Consider the following 15109-nt stretch of genomic DNA (forward strand, 5'->3'; position numbering starts at 1 on the left):
ATATTTTCCGCCAAGATGCGGTCTTCCACGAGACGGACCACACGGTCCTTGGCATCCTGGTCAAATTTTCTTGGTATATTCCAGATTTTCCCATCTACTCAAACGGAACAAAACCTGGGACACTTCAGTAATTGGACGTATACTAGGCTCGCTGACATTGCCTGGATGTATCAACCTCAAACAATCGCGAGTAAAGATCTACAACAATCAGGTGTGCCTGTCTTCGGAGCGAATGGTTTCATTGGCTTCTACAACGCAGCTAACCACACCGCCGATCAAGTAACTATTTCGGCTCGTGGTGAGAACACGGGTACCCCAAGCTATGTATCGGGTCCGGTTTGGATTACTGGTAACTCGATGGTTGTGAACGTCGACAGCAGCGGTATCGACAAGAGGTTTCTTTACGGGAACTTAAGATCCCGATCACTCAAATCCCTGGTTACTGGTGGTGCGCAGCCTCAACTAACTCGGAGTGTGCTAAACGAGTACCGGATATCTGTCCCTCCCACTCTCGAAGAACAGCGCCTTATAGGTGAACTCTTCTCTGATCTCGACGCGCTTATCAAACAACACCGCGCCAAGCGCGCCAACCTGCAGCAGACCAAAACCGCACTGCTGCAGCGCATGTTCCCGCAAGACGGTGCCGATGAGCCGGAGTTGCGGCTTGGTGGTTTCGATGGTGGGTGGGAGACACATGCTTTCTCCGACTTGGTCGACTATCGCGGGCATAATAGTTTGAGCCGGGCAGAGCTAACTGACGTACCGACCTCGGCAATGAACATCCATTACGGGGACATCCTTGTGAAATACGACTCTGTCGTGGATGCTGCTCATATCGAGATACCTTTTGTTCGTCATGTTGATCGACTTTCAAACGTATCTCGACAGAGTCTTTTTGATGGAGACATTCTCTTTGCGGATGCGGCTGAGGACTCCACTGTAGGTAAGTGCGTAGAGATACAGGGTGTTTCTGACAAACTTGTTCTCGCTGGATTGCACACAATCTCTGCACGACCTAACAGAGCCTTTGCCCCCGGTTTTCTCGGGCACGCTCTCAATGCCCCTAGTTTTCACAACCAGTTGTTGTCGAAAATGCAGGGAACCAAGGTTAGCTCTATCTCAATTTCAACCTTGACTGAAACTGACTTTTCTTTTCCGTCCTTTGAAGAACAGCGCGCTATCAGTGAGATTTTCTCCAACCTCGATTCGCTTATCGCAGCTGAAGCCAGCTACATCACTCAACTTGTCCAAGCGAAGACTGCGCTGCTGCAGCGCATGTTCGTCTAAGGAGCACTCGTTATGACTACACCACTGACGTACACAGACGAAGCACGTTTCGAAGACGACGTTGTCGCTATGCTGCACCGTCATGGTTGGGATGAGGTGCTCGACCGTCCCACAGAGCGCCAGCTCATCGAAAACTGGGCTGAGATCCTCTACAACAACAACCGTGACCAGGACCGGCTCGGCGATGTACCGCTGACATCGACTGAGATGGACCAAATCATTGAGCAGATCACGGAGCTGCGCACGCCCTTGCTGCTCAACGAGTTCATCAACGGGCGTAGTGTCGCCATTACCCGCGATGCACCTGAGGCGCACAATCTGGGCAAAGAGGTAAGCCTTAAAATCTACGACCGCCGCGAGATCGCCGGTGGTCAGTCCTGCTATCAGATCGCACGGCAGCCGAAGTTCTCCACTGCAGCACACAAGCTCATGCCGGAGCGTAGGGGTGACCTCATGCTGCTCATCAATGGCATGCCGGTGATCCATCTGGAACTAAAGCGCTCTGGTGTGCCTGTCTCGCAGGCTACGAACCAGATCATTAAATACGCCCATGAAGGGGTTTACACCGGCCTGTTTTCACTGGTACAGATCTTCGTTGCGATGACGCCGACTGAATCGCTGTACTTCGCTAATCCCGGCCCTGGGGGCAAGTTCAACCCTGATTTCTTCTTCAACTGGGCTGATTTCAACAATGAGCCGATCAACGACTGGCCTGCGGTTGTAACTTCACTGCTGTCGATCCCCATGGCGCACCAACTCATCGGGTTCTACACCGTCACTGACCGCGCAGCGGGCGTGCTCATGGTCATGCGCTCGTACCAGTACTTTGCAGCGCACCGCATTGCTGACCGGGTGGAAAGCCACGAGTGGGGTAGTGACAATAAGGGCGGCTACATTTGGCATACCACCGGCTCTGGCAAGACGATCACTAGCTTTAAGACCGCGCAGCTTATCGCTGACTCTAAAAACGCCGATAAGGTTGTGTTCCTGCTTGACCGTGTCGAGCTGGGTACACAGTCTCTGGCGAATTACCGTAGCTATGGCGGAGATACCATCGATGTCTCAGACACCGCTAGCGCTGATGAACTGCTGCGGCTGCTGACAAACGACACGTCGGTGCTGATCGTTACTTCGCTACAGAAGTTCCATCACTTGCAGGCTGAGACCCTGCGCGCGCCAGTCCTGAAGAAACTGCGTGATAAGCGCATCGTCTTCATCGTTGATGAAGCACACCGCTCCACCTTTGGTGACATGCTGCTGGGCATCAAGACCACGCTGCCAGACGCGCTGCTCTTCGGCTTTACAGGTACTCCGATCCACGACGAGAACCAGAAGGTACGCGCCACTACGGCCACTATCTTCGGCAATGAGCTGCACCGCTATTCCATTGCCGATGGTATTCGTGACGGCAATGTGCTCGGCTTCGATCCTGAGATGGTCGAGACCTTCCGCGCGCATGATGTGCGTGAAACCATTGCTTTGGAACAAGCGAAGGCTATCAATGAGCAAGATGCCTTTAGTGACCCGAAGAAAGAAAAGGTCTTCCTCAAGTTCATGGACAAGGCAAAGGTCCCGATGGCTGGTGTGCGCCATGATGACGGCTCCTACGACAAAGGCATCGAAGACTACCTGCCGATGTCGCAGTACAACCAGCCTGAGCACCGTGCTGCTGTCGCTGCCGACATCGCGAAGCACTGGGGACACCTAAGCCGAAACAGCGCTTTCCATGCCATCTTGGCTACGCACTCGATCCCTGAGGCAATCGAGTACTTTCGCATCTTCCGTGATGCTTACCCGCAGTTGAACGTGACGGCGCTGTTCGATCCGAATATCGACAACACCGGGGAAGCGCAACTGAGAAAAGAAGACGGCCTCATCGAAGTGCTTGAGCATTACAACACCATGTTTGACCAGCACTTCACGATGCCGATGCATGACGCTTTTAAGCGCGATATTGCTGCGCGGCTGGCACACAAGGCACCGTACAACACGCCGGCGTTTACACACGATAAGCAGATTGACCTGCTCATTGTCGTCGATCAGATGCTTACTGGCTTCGACTCCAAGTGGTTAAACACCCTGTATCTGGACAAGGTCATCGCCTACGAGAACATCATCCAGGCTTTTTCGCGTACTAACCGTGTCTTTGGCCCAGAGAAGCCCTTCGGCTCTATCCGCTTCTACCGCAAGCCGTACACGATGCAGCGCAACATTGACGCCGCAGTGAAGCTCTACTCTGGTGATAAACCCTTCGGGCTGTTTGTCGATCGCCTTGACGAACACTTAATTCAAATAAACCAGTGCTTTACCGTTATTAAGCGACTTTTTGCTGGCATCGATGACTTCTCTCGATTGCCGGACGATGAAGCCGACCGCCTTGAGTTCGCAAAGGTACTTCCCGAACTGTACGAGCATCTCCAAGCAGCTCAAATCCAGGGTTTTACCTGGGAGAAAGACACGTACCAGTTTGCCGACAACGAGATTGAAGTGGAACTGACCGAGCCGGTGTACATCGCGTTGTTGTCGCGCTACAAGGAACTTGACCGTTCAGACGGTGAACCCGAACCGGAACCAGGCGGGGGAGACGGGGATGATCGCCCGCCCTACGACCTCAACGTCCACATCACCCATATCGACACTGCACGTATCGACGCTGATTACCTCAACGCGAAGTACACGAAGTACTTACGCGCTATTGAGGCTGGCTTGCCGCAGGTTGCACTCGATGAGCTGCTCTCAGACCTGCACGCTGGCTTTGCACGCTTAAGCGCGGAAGACCAGGTCTATGCTAACCGCTGGCTCCATGACATCCAGTCCGGTGATGCTGTTCTCGTGCCTGGCAAAACCGTGCAGGATTACATTAACGACTACAAGCTCACGCAGCAGGATCGTGAAATCGACCAGCTTGTGCAAGCTATTGGCGTCGATGCAGACCTTCTTCGAACTATGCTTGCGGTGCACGTCGATGAGCCGCATCTCAACGAGTATGGCCGTTTCGATGATGTCGTTGACTCTGTCAATCTCGACGCTGCTGCCGATTACTTTCGTCAACAGATGGGAAAGAAACTGTCGCGCTTTAAGATCCGCATGGCGATTGACCGACTGCTGCGTGAGTACGTCCTCAACCACAACCTGCCCGCAGACCTCGAAGAAGCGGTGGAGGACTAGCCATGCTCATTGGGTTACGCCCGCGTCTCTACATCGAAGCAGGGGCAGTCGCTCGACACCCAGTGCGACGCCATCATTGAGGCTGGCTGCGACCCTAAGCACATCTACTTAGACACCATCTCCGACACGAACTGGCAGCGGCCCGGTCTCGATGATGCACTGGCGTACATGCGCCCCGATGACCCCTGGTTGTAACCCGGCTGGACAGGTTCGGCCGCAACCTCGTAGATACCGTGAACACCATCGCTGAACTGGCTAAGCGTGCCATCAACGTCAAGGTGCCGGAACCAGCGCTGGACACCTCCCGCCTCGCAGACAAAGTAGTTCTCAACGTTATGGCCTCACTCGCCGAGCGGGAAAGAGACTTACTGATCCAGCGCACTTGTGAAGGTGTGGCGCACGCCCGCTCCCAGGGCCGAGTTGCTGGGCCGAAGCCAAAGCTCAGTAACGAGCAGGCGCAAGTCGCAAAAGAACTCATCGCCGGCGGGAAGTCCGTCAGCGCTGTAGCCAGGACATTCGATGTCTCTCGGCCAACCATCTGCCGTGCTATCGAGCGCCTTGAAGCTGGCGCATAACAGCCCAGACCCAGCACTATTCTGCGTCTCTAGCGCTCTTGCACCCTGCTAGCGCATTCTAGACAGTGCTAGCGGCACCCTGAGCACGCTGGAGTGCGTAGAGTGAGGATACGGTGATACCGCACGGCAGAGCCGGTGCCAAATACGCGACTGATCGCACATTTCCGTATTTGGCAAGGAGTGCTCATGTCTACCTATTCGCAAACGCTTTCCTCACATGGCGGTATTTTCGTCAACGTTCCCAGAGGTCGAAGGTTCGAATCCTGCCCCCGCTACCAATAGCGCCCTTCCTCTAGCTTTCACGTTAGAGGAGGGCGCTTCTTTTTGTCTCCTGGATATATGCGGGGGTTAGCAGCTTCCCTTACAGTTGTTGGAGTGGCCTACTCCGATATCGTGTATGACCTGAAGTACTCCTTCGATAGCATTCCCACCCGCCCTGCTCTTGCGCTTAAAGAAAGCTCACGCCCCGATTCGCCCACCACTTCGAAGGTATGTGGCACCCCCTACCTTCCGGAGCATGCACCCTACCCGTATTACGACGGTCGGCCCATGTTCTTCATTGCCCAGTTCAATTTCTCTGAGCTCGAGCAGCTTCCGGGGTTCCCCACGACCGGGCTCCTTCAGTTATTCGTGCCTGATACTGATTTTTGGGGTGATTTTTTGATGGCGCCGAACCAGCAGGATTCGTGCCAAGAACCCACCCCGTTCGCCAGGTATTTCGAAGACCTTTCTGCACCGCATGTAGGTGAGATGCCTGAGGAAGAGATCCTGCATTCAGGCGAGCATCCAGCTCCCGAGCCACTCGATCCCGTCACGATCGATGGAGTTCGAATCGACCAGGAGGTTGATTATAGCGCCCACGAGTACGGTCGGGCTATTTTTGATCCGAAAGGTCCCCGCACCCTGCTTAGAAGAGGCCAGGATTACGTGGATATTCACACGTTTAGGGGAAGCCTTGTTTCGCGTTGGGTAATCGGCGGGGAGACGACTTTCGAGAAGCCCAGCCGTGATGGTCAAGGATCGAGGAAAGATGCGTTTGCCGCGGCTGTCGGGCGCGCAGAACAAGAGGGCTTCACTGTCTATCCCCATGCCGATGAGTTCCTAGAACCCATTGACTATCCGTCTGCAAACGGATCCTCGCTCGGTGGATACGAAATTCTTCTGAACCGCGACCCCTTCCATCCGTCTGATCCCCGAATAGTGCTCGCGAGAATAGACCAGGACCTCCCTTGCGAATGGGGCGACACCGGAGTTGGAAACTTTTATATCCATCCCGATGACCTCGCTGCGCGCAACTTCGATCGGGTCGAATTTGCCTGGGACTGCTTATAAGACCTGCGTGTGGCATTGCAGCTCTCGCTGTCTTGCCGTTTATCGTGCTAGTCGTCCAACGCGCGCAGATAGAAGCGGCGAATCAAAGCACGCCGAGGCAGGTCGATAAGTCGACGTAAAGCGGGGAAGCGAGCGGGCTGAGATTTGGCGTCAACAAGAAAAAGAACCCGGCCATGGTGCAACCGCTCGAGGGTAAAGGTCTCTTCTCCGCGCTCGAGGTGGCCGGGGAGAGTGCCGTAGGTAAAGCCGCAACGTCCCGGTTCGGCGAACACATCAACCACCCGGCAGCGGAAGGTCCACGGCCCAAATCCCAAGGCAACTTCCGCATTGAGTTCCACGACCTCATGCGTGGGGTGCACACGGAATAGTCCGCTGCGCTGCACGCCCCACCTGAAGAGACGGTCGGCGGCGGTATCGAAGTCTGCGTTAATGACCCGCGCCATATTCAGCTCTGGGAAGCCAACGGTCGAGGTATAGGAGAGGGGAGCTCGTGGCGCTTCAGGGTTCATAGAACGCACCAGGCTACTTGATGTGCCCGGAGATCTGCTGATGCTGTGGCACATGAGGGACAAAATCCTGCACATAAGCCCCCATGGCGATCAATGCATCGACGCGCTCCCAGATTGGCGGGTGGGTGGCGGAGAAATTCCGCCGCTTATTCATTGCCCGCTCGAACATGCCGCCCTTTTTGCTCTGGTCGGAGTTGTGGAAACTCTCGATGATGTCTCTCTCCGGTGCATATAGAGCCAAGGAACCGGGGCTACCGTACATGGAGTTATCCACCGTGTGCGGGTTGGCCTGGTGAAATGCACGGATCGTGATGAGGGCTTGTGCCAGGGCAGTGGGGTTGCGGCAGAGCGAAACGCCATGGCTATCGGCCTGTTGCTCGCGATAGCGCGACATATAGGCCCTCGCAATGTTGGACAGCGCAGGGGCTGCCAGGATGACGCAGAAGGAGACCAAGAAAATGACGAGTGCGACAACCGCATGGCCACCACCGCTGGAGTTCGAGTTGGAGCGATTGCGGTTATTGGAGCTCAAACTTCCGTAGATAAACGCGGACTGCAGGATGGAGATGACGGACGCAATCGCCACTAGCTGGGTCATGACCCGGTTGTCCTCGGCGGTAAGGTGGCTCATCTCATGGGAGATCACGGCCTGCAGCTGCTCGCGATTAAGCAGATAGCCGAGTTCTTCGGTGACAATGATCGTGCCAGTCTGCGGCTTCTTTCTCTTGCCACCCAGGGCATAAGCATTGGGCACTCCGGTTCCGATGAGCACATAGACCTTCGGCGGAGAAGGCATACCGGCGGCGATCGCCATTTCTTCCACAATGTTGTAGATCATGCCCTGCTCCACCAGGCGCTTTTGCCCGCCGATCGCGGACAGTACGGTCCGGGTGGAAAAGAAGTAGGAATACAGAATGATCAGCATCGCTACCGGAATGGCAACACCGGCAGAGATCAAAATGACCATGCCTAGGGTGTTGAAGTCAATATTGCTGCCGTTGGTACCGACATAGGCGGCGCAGGCACATGCCACGATGGACAGCTGCAAGACCAGCACGTTTGCGAGCCATGCGACGGCGATGCCCCGACGTAGCTGAGACAGCGATTCGTTGAAGGTCGTCGGTTGGTGGCCCATGGTTCCTCCTTTTCGGTCGTGAAATCACCTCGACTGCGGCGGCGGAAAGTGCAGTCTCTACAAAAATTGAAGGTGACGGGGGAGGAGATTAGAAGGACACGTCGGGAGCCTGGCGCTTGGACTCCTCCACCTGGAAGTATTCGAAGGGGCGGAAGCCGTGCACGGAGGCCACGATGTTGGTCGGCACGGACTGGATAGCGGTGTTGTAGTTGTTCGTCGAAGAGTTGTAGTACTGGCGCGCAAAGCCGACCTTGTTTTCGGTGGCGGCTAGCTCTTCCTGCAGCTGTTGGAAATTGCGGGACGCCTGCAGTTCTGGGTAGGCCTCTGCGGTTGCACGCAGGGTGGCCATGGTGCGACCGAACACTGCTTCTGCCTGGGATGCATCCTGCACAGTGCCGGTGGCGCGGGCGCGGTCAGTTGCGCTGCGCAGCTCAGCGATATCGTGGAACACCTTCGCCTCGTGGTTAGCATATCCCTTGACCGTGGATACAAGGTTGGGGATCAAGTCGCCGCGACGCTGCAGCTGGGTATCGATCTGTGCATATGCCTCGTTGACCGTGTTTCGCTTTTTGACGAGGCCGTTGTACATGGCGAACCAGATGATGACGAGTAGGACGAGGATAACGATGGCGATAATTGCAATGATCATGTCAGTACTTTCCTTGGAACCCTTGAACGTATCTATGTGTGAAATCGGTTGCGAAGTGGCCATTTAGGAGGATACGAAACTTCGCACCAACCACCAGTATTGAAATGTATTATCGCCAACCTTTGTTCCCGGCGCAGTGTAGTGCATTTTGTGTCTGTGCTCTCGATAAGGTGTCGCAGAGCTCGGGGGCATCACAGTCGTTAAGGTGGATTCCATGTCAACTAGTCCAAATCCCATGGTCGACCACCAGCTTTCCCATCGCACAATCAGGGAGTTCACCGATCAGCCGGTGGACGAGCAAACCCTGGAAACGATCTATGATGTCGCTATGCGTACTGCGTCCTCCCGTGGAATGCAGCAGGCGAGCATTATTCGCGTGACGGATAGACAGCTGCGGGAGCGTCTGGCGGAGATCGGAAATCAGGAGTACGTTCGCCGGGCTCCTGTGTACCTGTTGTTCCTGGCCGATACTGCGCGCAATGCTCAAATCCTGCGGGAAAACGGCGGCGATCCACGCGCTGCGGGGCGCACGAAGGCGTTTGTGGAAGCTTTCACAGATGCCTGCCTGATGGCGCAGAACGTGGTGAACGCCGCCGAATCCTTTGGCCTTGGCGCGAACTACCTAGGCAATATTCATAACGACACTGCCGGGGTTATCGAACTGCTCGAGCTGCCGCGCTACACCTTCCCGGTGGTGGGGCTCACCCTCGGTTGGCCGAATCAGGATCCGCAGCTGAAGCCCCGCATGCCACGTGCTTTCCGCGTCATGGAGAACAGCTACCAGACCAGGGAGAACTTGACCGCCGACCTGGCAGATTACGACGAGGAAATGAGGACGTATTACGACCTGCGCAACGCTAACCGGCGGGTGGAAAGCTTTACCAACCAGGTTTTGAAGAACTTTCCTTTCTCCCGGGATGGCAATGACGACTCACTGCAGGCGGCGCGCTGGCAAGGTTTTATTGTGTGACGCCCTCTCGCGCGTCACCCGCATCTAACCTGAACTTAACCTTTAGTTCAGCTACTTGGGTTAGCATTCCGGAGAGTTTATAAAACTATGTGAATTCGCGCCGGGCGGGCTCGGAGGCCTGGCGTTCACAAAGAAGACACAGTCGACATTTCAAGGATGAGGAAAACAGTGACTAACAAGAAGGGTCTGAAGATCACGACGGCGACCGTGATGGCCGCGACGATGTCCCTTTCCGCAGTAAACGTAGGTCAAGCCGCAGCTGCTCCAGTGAGCATGCCAGCTATCGCTGGTTCGCAGGGGCTACCGAACTACCCGCACCCGGTGCCGCACACGGGTGCACCAAACCCGCAGCCTTTCGGCCCGGAGTACCTGGGTGGCTACATCTCTGACATCAGCTCCCACGGCTACGGCATCTACCTGGATGTCGTCGATGGCTTCAACGATGTGCGCGCCAACCACCCGGCGATCATGAAGCAGAACCTGGATAAGGTTGTGAACATCAACAACGCTGTGCAGGACAACCCGGCAGCTATCCAGCGCGCGCAGAAGGACGCTCGCGCGGACAAGGCTGGCGTGCTGGATGCGTTCTCCGATTCGCTGGGCGACGAGCTTGGCCGCCACTTCCGTGCTGCCCTGCGCGAGAACCGCCTGCCGAAGACCCAGTTCCTGCTGGGCAACGGTTACCTGGCACGCGCAGGCGGAGTTGCATCCTCCACCTTCGTGGAAAAGATGGTGTTCGGTTACGACCGTCCATTCGTTAAGGCTCCGAACCGCATTAAGAAGTACCAGGACGGCGGTTCGCGTAATTTCTACGGCACCTCCAAGTCCTACCCATCTGGTCACACCAACCAGGCTGTCTGGTCCACCACTTTGCTGGCGCTGACCCTGCCGGAGCTGGCTCCGCAGATCCTGGCTCGTGGGTCTGAGGCTGGTAACAACCGCATTGTGATGGGTGTGCATTACCCGCTGGACGTCATGGGTGGCCGCATGTCCGGTACTGCAGCGGCAGCTGACCGTTGGAATGACCCGAAGATGCGCGATGCGATCCGCCAGGCTGGAAAGGAACTGCGTGCCGAACTCGAATGGCGCGCTGGCCGCCCGCTGGCACAGGTCATCAAGGGCGACAAGGCCTACCGTTCCACCGACCAGGCTGTGCGCGAGTACACCGACCGCATGACCTACGGCTTCCCGAAGATCTACCGCAAGGATGCGCCGATGATCGTGCCGCAGGCTGCGCCGGATCTGCTGCTGCCGAAGTTCCCGAAGCTGACCTACAAGCAGCGCGCCTCCATCCTGCGTCAGACGGCAATTCCGTCTGGCTCTCCGCTGGACGATCAGGGGCCACGTGGTTCTTGGCAGCGCCTGAACATGGCCGCCGCATTTGCCGCTAAGGTCAAGGTCAACGGCGACGGCAGCGTCACTGTTCTGCGTTAGAACCGCGTAGCTGGGAGGCAGGGGTAACCTTTAGCAAACTGTTACCACTGTGGCGCATGTGAATCCTGTTTCGTGCGATAGGGTTAGTTCCATTGCCAACAAAAACGAAGGAAAGTATGCGCTCCCGGTCCTTGACAGCCTCACTCGTCCCCACTCGCACTACCCGTCGCTTCGCAGCTTTGATCGCGGGCGCGGCACTGGCCATCTCCGCCACATTTGGTGCGACCTTTAATGCGCCGGAGGCCTCCGCGGCTCCAGCAGGATCCGCCGATGCCTTCCTCAAGGCCACCGGCCAGCCCGGACCACACCGCATTCCCGGCCACTACTTCACTTCCCCCGGCATTCCTCAAGCACAGCGAGCCGCCGCACCAAACGTGCTGGCAGGCCCGTCCATGCCGATCTACGTAGGCAACAACATCTGCACTCTGGCCGTCGTCGGCTATGACAAAGCAGGGAACAAAGTGGGCATCACCGCTGGACACTGCGGTAAGCCCGGCGCTCCGGTCACTTCCATGGATAGCGAGCGTGCGGGGCAAATCGGCACCGTCGTTCGTAACGGCTACCCGGACTACGCCGTCATCAAGTTCAACAACAAGGTGCGCCTGACCCGCAGCTACAACAACGTACACCTCAACGCACTGGGCGGACCGACCCCAGGTAGCTTGCAGCAGATGTGCAAGACCGGAGTGGCCACGGGTACCTCTTGCGGCCCAATGCTGGCGATCTCCGGCCCCTTCCTGGTCTCGCACCTGTGCGGCTCCGTTGGCGATTCGGGTGCCCCGATCTACGTCGGCAACCGCCTCATCGGCATTATCAACGGTGGCGTAGCCAACCTGCCTTCCTGCACTACCCCGCTGCAAGGACCTTTCCACGCGCCGACGGCCGGTGCGGCATGGAATGTTATCGCTGCTGACCTGAACGCGGCTGGGGGAGTAGGAGCCGGTTTCCGCCTGGCATAAACCACTAACGCCACGCTCTTTAGCCCAAGCGCCCTCTGCCTAGCTGCAGCAGGGCCTTTGCTATTTCTACGCCCTCTGTGCCGAATTCCTCGCGGAATTGATTAATGATCGCGACCTCGCGCGTATAGACGAGCTTCGTGCCACCCGAACCTAGACGTGTTTTGCCGATGGCCTTTGAGACCTCGCTACGGCGGTGAATTGCATCGATGATGGCGCGGTCGAGGCGGTTGATTTCCTCGCGGTAGGATTGAATTTCTGAATCCGATAAAGGATCGTCCGTGCCGGAAGGCATTCGGACGGTGAACTCAGCAGGCTGCGAGTCTTCGTTGTCGCTCATGCGCTGTAGTCTACCGCTAGTTGGCCGGAGAGTTTCACAAAGAGTTTCTAGGGAGCACAAAGGGAAAACATGCACAACCAGCACGATCCATTCGCCGACCTGCCGCTGCCCGAAGAACCGACACTGTTTGCAGAAGAGGTGCCTCCACCAGAGGAGGATCTGCCTCCGGAGGGCTATGAGAACGTACTGGCGAGTCTGCATACCACACCTCGCCCAGAACCGCAGCCGCAGCGCGCGACTGGACAGTCGGGCGCGGAAACTGGGCGTCAAAAAGAAGAACTGCTGAACGGACTTAACCCACAGCAGCGGCAGGCGGTCGAGCACATGGGTAGCCCGCTGCTGATCGTGGCGGGTGCCGGGTCGGGTAAGACGAGTGTGTTGACGCGCCGCATTGCCTACCTGCTGGCCAACGGTGTGGCGCCGTGGCAGATCCTTGCAATCACCTTTACCAACAAGGCCGCGGCGGAGATGCGCGAGCGCGTGATGGATATGGTCGGTCCACAAGCGGAGCGGATGTGGGTCTCTACCTTCCACTCCTTTTGCGTGCGTGTGCTGCGTGCCAATGCACACCTCGCGCCAGGGCTGAACACGAACTTCAGCATCTACGACTCGGATGATTCCAAGCGCTTAATGTCCATGATTATCAAGGACGCCTCGCTGGATTTGAAGGAGTTCTCGCCGCGCGGGGTGCTGCACGTGATCTCCAATTGGAAAAACGAGCTGGTTGGCCCGCAAGGTGCATTGGAGGAGGCGCAGCGCGATTCGAATCCTCACACCGCGCAGATCGCCACGCTGTACAAGACCTACCAGCAGCGTCTCCGGGCGGCGAACGCAGTGGACTTTGACGACCTGATCGGCGAGGTTGTGGGGATCCTCAATAACAATCCGGACGTGCGCGAACACTACCGCCGTCGCTTCCGTCACATCATGGTCGACGAGTACCAGGACACAAACCATGCGCAATACGAGCTGGTCGCGGCACTCGCCGGCAAGGGCAAGGCGGAATCCGAGCTGTGCGTAGTGGGCGATGCTGACCAGTCGATCTACGCCTTCCGTGGGGCGACGATCCGCAATATTGAGGAGTTCGAGCGCGACTATCCGGATGCTCACACAATCCTTTTGGAGCAGAACTACCGTTCCACGCAGCGGATTCTCACCGCTGCCAATGCTGTGATCGACCGTAACCAGGGCCGCCGGCCAAAGAAACTGTGGACGGATCTGGGCGATGGAGAGCTGATCGGCGGCTATGTTGCGGATAACGAACACGACGAGGCGAATTTCATCGTCCAGCAGATCGACGACCTCGTGGATAACGAGGGTTACTCCTACGGCGATATTTCGATCATGTACCGCACCAACAATGCCTCCCGCGCGATCGAGGATGTGTTGGTGCGCTCTGGGTTGCCGTACAAGGTTGTCGGTGGCACGCGCTTCTATGAGCGCCGCGAGATCCGTGACATCGTTGCATACCTAAAGGTGCTGGATAATGCGGATGACACGGTGGCGTTGCGGCGCATCATCAACACCCCGCGCCGCGGTATTGGAGATAAGGCCATCGCGCAGGTTACGGTGCACGCGGAAGGCCAGGAGATAGGTTTTTCGGCTGCTCTTGGTGACGCCGCCGCGGGCAAGGTCGCCGGCCTTTCCGCTCGCGGCCGCAATTCCATTGGCAAGTTCCTGGACATGATGGACGCGCTGCGGGCGGAGACAGAGACGATGGAGATGACCGCCTCCGACGGTTCTGGGCTGGGGCTGCCCGACTTGGGGCGGGTGATTTCCGCAGTGCTGGATGTGACTGGGTATAAGGAGCTGCTGGAGAAGTCCAACGATCCGCAGGATGGGGCACGTCTGGATAACCTGAATGAGCTGGTGAGCGTGGGGCATGAGTTCTCTCAGGAGTCGGCGAATTTGAAGGCTTATGAGGAGATGCCTGGTGCTAGCGCAGGGAGCGCTGGTGAAGACAGTGCTGACGCAGATGAGGCTGCTGAGGCGATGCTGGCTGAGGGGGAGGCGCCACTGGGTAGCCTGCAGGCTTTTCTAGAGCGCGTGAGCTTGGTCGCTGATGCCGACCAGATTCCGGCAGACGAGCAGGACATGGTGACGCTCATGACGCTGCACACTGCCAAGGGGCTGGAGTTCCCCGTCGTGTTTTTGACCGGGTGGGAGGATGGCCAGTTCCCGCACATGCGCGCACTGGGCGACCCCACAGAGTTGGCCGAGGAGCGCCGTCTGGCCTATGTGGGCATTACGCGCGCCAAGCAGCGGTTGTTCCTGACCCGGGCGATTACCCGCAGTGGTTGGGGTGCACCTGTAAACAACCCACCGTCGCGCTTCTTGTCTGAGGTGCCGGAGAACCTGATGGAATGGATCCGCGAGGAACCCGCGCGTTTCGGCAGCGGAGTGGATTCAGCCTGGGGTGGCGGAGGATACGCCGACGGTACGAGCTTCGGCGGCTCGGGTGGATGGAGCTCTGGCTCTGGAAGCTGGGGTGGCCAGTCCTATCGCAAGCCTGCAAGGAATACGAAGCCCGCCTTTGGAGCCGGCGCAAAGAAGAACCAAGATTTGGACTTGGCGGTCGGGGACAAGGTCAACCACGACAAGTACGGCTTGGGGACTGTGAAGAGCGTCGACGGCAGCGGATCACACACTACCTGCATGATTGACTTCGGCAGCCAGGGCACGGTGCGCCTGATGTTGTTCGGCGGTGTGCCGATGGAAAAGCTCTAGCGAAGTAACGGCCCCGGGGTTATTCCC

13 protein-coding genes are annotated in these 15109 nt (G+C 57.2%); 9 read left to right on the top strand and 4 right to left on the bottom strand.

Annotation, left to right across the window (positions count from 1 at the left end):
- Positions 1-114: 114 nt before the first annotated feature.
- The 5 genes from ACUY2T_RS09675 (at position 115) to ACUY2T_RS09695 (ending at position 6362) form a co-directional block, all read left to right on the top strand.
- Complete coding sequence (locus tag ACUY2T_RS09675) at positions 115-1287, top strand: restriction endonuclease subunit S (RefSeq protein WP_448308437.1); 1173 nt, start codon at positions 115-117, stop codon at positions 1285-1287.
- Between the two features lie 12 nt (positions 1288-1299).
- Positions 1300-4455, top strand: coding sequence for a type I restriction endonuclease subunit R, EcoR124 family (locus ACUY2T_RS09680; RefSeq protein WP_448308414.1), 3156 nt, complete (start codon positions 1300-1302; stop codon positions 4453-4455).
- 9 nt (positions 4456-4464) lie between these two features.
- Complete coding sequence (locus ACUY2T_RS09685; RefSeq protein WP_448308415.1) at positions 4465-4650, top strand: recombinase family protein; 186 nt, start codon at positions 4465-4467, stop codon at positions 4648-4650.
- 38 nt (positions 4651-4688) lie between these two features.
- Positions 4689-5030, top strand: a complete 342-nt coding sequence (locus tag ACUY2T_RS09690) for a recombinase family protein (RefSeq protein WP_448308416.1) — start codon at positions 4689-4691, stop codon at positions 5028-5030.
- 375 nt (positions 5031-5405) lie between these two features.
- A complete protein-coding gene (locus ACUY2T_RS09695) occupies positions 5406-6362 on the top strand; it encodes a DUF1963 domain-containing protein (RefSeq protein WP_448308417.1) in 957 nt (318 codons plus the stop codon).
- A gap of 47 nt (positions 6363-6409) precedes the next feature.
- On the opposite strand, the gene ACUY2T_RS09700 is transcribed toward ACUY2T_RS09695, so the two are convergent.
- From ACUY2T_RS09700 to ACUY2T_RS09710, 3 genes are all read right to left on the bottom strand, one after another.
- The gene (locus ACUY2T_RS09700) at positions 6410-6871 is read right to left on the bottom strand and encodes a DUF1990 family protein (protein WP_448308418.1); all 462 of its coding nucleotides are present in this window, start codon (positions 6869-6871) and stop codon (positions 6410-6412) included.
- A gap of 13 nt (positions 6872-6884) precedes the next feature.
- Positions 6885-8006 (bottom strand): M48 family metalloprotease, encoded by a 1122-nt coding sequence (locus ACUY2T_RS09705; RefSeq protein ID WP_448308419.1) that lies wholly within the window; start codon positions 8004-8006, stop codon positions 6885-6887.
- 88 nt (positions 8007-8094) lie between these two features.
- On the bottom strand, positions 8095-8655 hold the full coding sequence (locus ACUY2T_RS09710; RefSeq protein WP_293790937.1) for a LemA family protein: 561 nt from the start codon (positions 8653-8655) through the stop codon (positions 8095-8097).
- A 214-nt stretch (positions 8656-8869) separates the two neighbouring features.
- Here ACUY2T_RS09710 and ACUY2T_RS09715 point away from each other — a divergent pair, with 214 nt between their 5' ends.
- The 3 genes from ACUY2T_RS09715 (at position 8870) to ACUY2T_RS09725 (ending at position 12018) form a co-directional block, all read left to right on the top strand.
- Positions 8870-9625 carry an NADPH-dependent oxidoreductase gene (locus ACUY2T_RS09715; protein ID WP_448308420.1) on the top strand — a complete coding sequence of 252 codons (756 nt, stop codon included), beginning with the start codon at positions 8870-8872 and terminating at the stop codon, positions 9623-9625.
- Positions 9626-9793: 168 nt separating this feature from the next.
- Positions 9794-11059, top strand: a complete 1266-nt coding sequence (locus ACUY2T_RS09720; protein ID WP_448308421.1) for an acid phosphatase — start codon at positions 9794-9796, stop codon at positions 11057-11059.
- A 116-nt stretch (positions 11060-11175) separates the two neighbouring features.
- Entirely contained in the window at positions 11176-12018 is an 843-nt protein-coding gene (locus ACUY2T_RS09725) for a hypothetical protein (RefSeq protein WP_293790940.1), read from the top strand.
- A gap of 19 nt (positions 12019-12037) precedes the next feature.
- Here the strand turns inward: ACUY2T_RS09725 and ACUY2T_RS09730 are convergent, their stop codons facing one another.
- Positions 12038-12355 carry a chorismate mutase gene (locus ACUY2T_RS09730; RefSeq protein ID WP_293790941.1) on the bottom strand — a complete coding sequence of 106 codons (318 nt, stop codon included), beginning with the start codon at positions 12353-12355 and terminating at the stop codon, positions 12038-12040.
- A gap of 69 nt (positions 12356-12424) precedes the next feature.
- On the opposite strand from ACUY2T_RS09730, the gene ACUY2T_RS09735 reads away from it, so the two are divergent.
- The gene (locus ACUY2T_RS09735; protein WP_448308422.1) at positions 12425-15082 is read left to right on the top strand and encodes an ATP-dependent helicase; all 2658 of its coding nucleotides are present in this window, start codon (positions 12425-12427) and stop codon (positions 15080-15082) included.
- Positions 15083-15109: the final 27 nt, after the last annotated feature.

This window comes from Corynebacterium sp. 22-2729 (genome assembly GCF_053479475.1).

Excerpts from the sequence above, each read along its gene's own strand:
- ACUY2T_RS09680 (WP_448308414.1), top strand. The coding sequence starts at position 1,300 with ATGACTACACCACTGACGTACACAGACGAAGCACGTTTCGAAGACGAC.
- ACUY2T_RS09700 (WP_448308418.1), bottom strand. The coding sequence starts at position 6,871 with ATGAACCCTGAAGCGCCACGAGCTCCCCTCTCCTATACCTCGACCGTT.
- ACUY2T_RS09705 (WP_448308419.1), bottom strand. The coding sequence starts at position 8,006 with ATGGGCCACCAACCGACGACCTTCAACGAATCGCTGTCTCAGCTACGT.
- ACUY2T_RS09710 (WP_293790937.1), bottom strand. The coding sequence starts at position 8,655 with ATGATCATTGCAATTATCGCCATCGTTATCCTCGTCCTACTCGTCATC.
- ACUY2T_RS09715 (WP_448308420.1), top strand. The coding sequence starts at position 8,870 with ATGTCAACTAGTCCAAATCCCATGGTCGACCACCAGCTTTCCCATCGC.
- ACUY2T_RS09725 (WP_293790940.1), top strand. The coding sequence starts at position 11,176 with ATGCGCTCCCGGTCCTTGACAGCCTCACTCGTCCCCACTCGCACTACC.
- ACUY2T_RS09730 (WP_293790941.1), bottom strand. The coding sequence starts at position 12,355 with ATGAGCGACAACGAAGACTCGCAGCCTGCTGAGTTCACCGTCCGAATG.
- ACUY2T_RS09735 (WP_448308422.1), top strand. The coding sequence starts at position 12,425 with ATGCACAACCAGCACGATCCATTCGCCGACCTGCCGCTGCCCGAAGAA.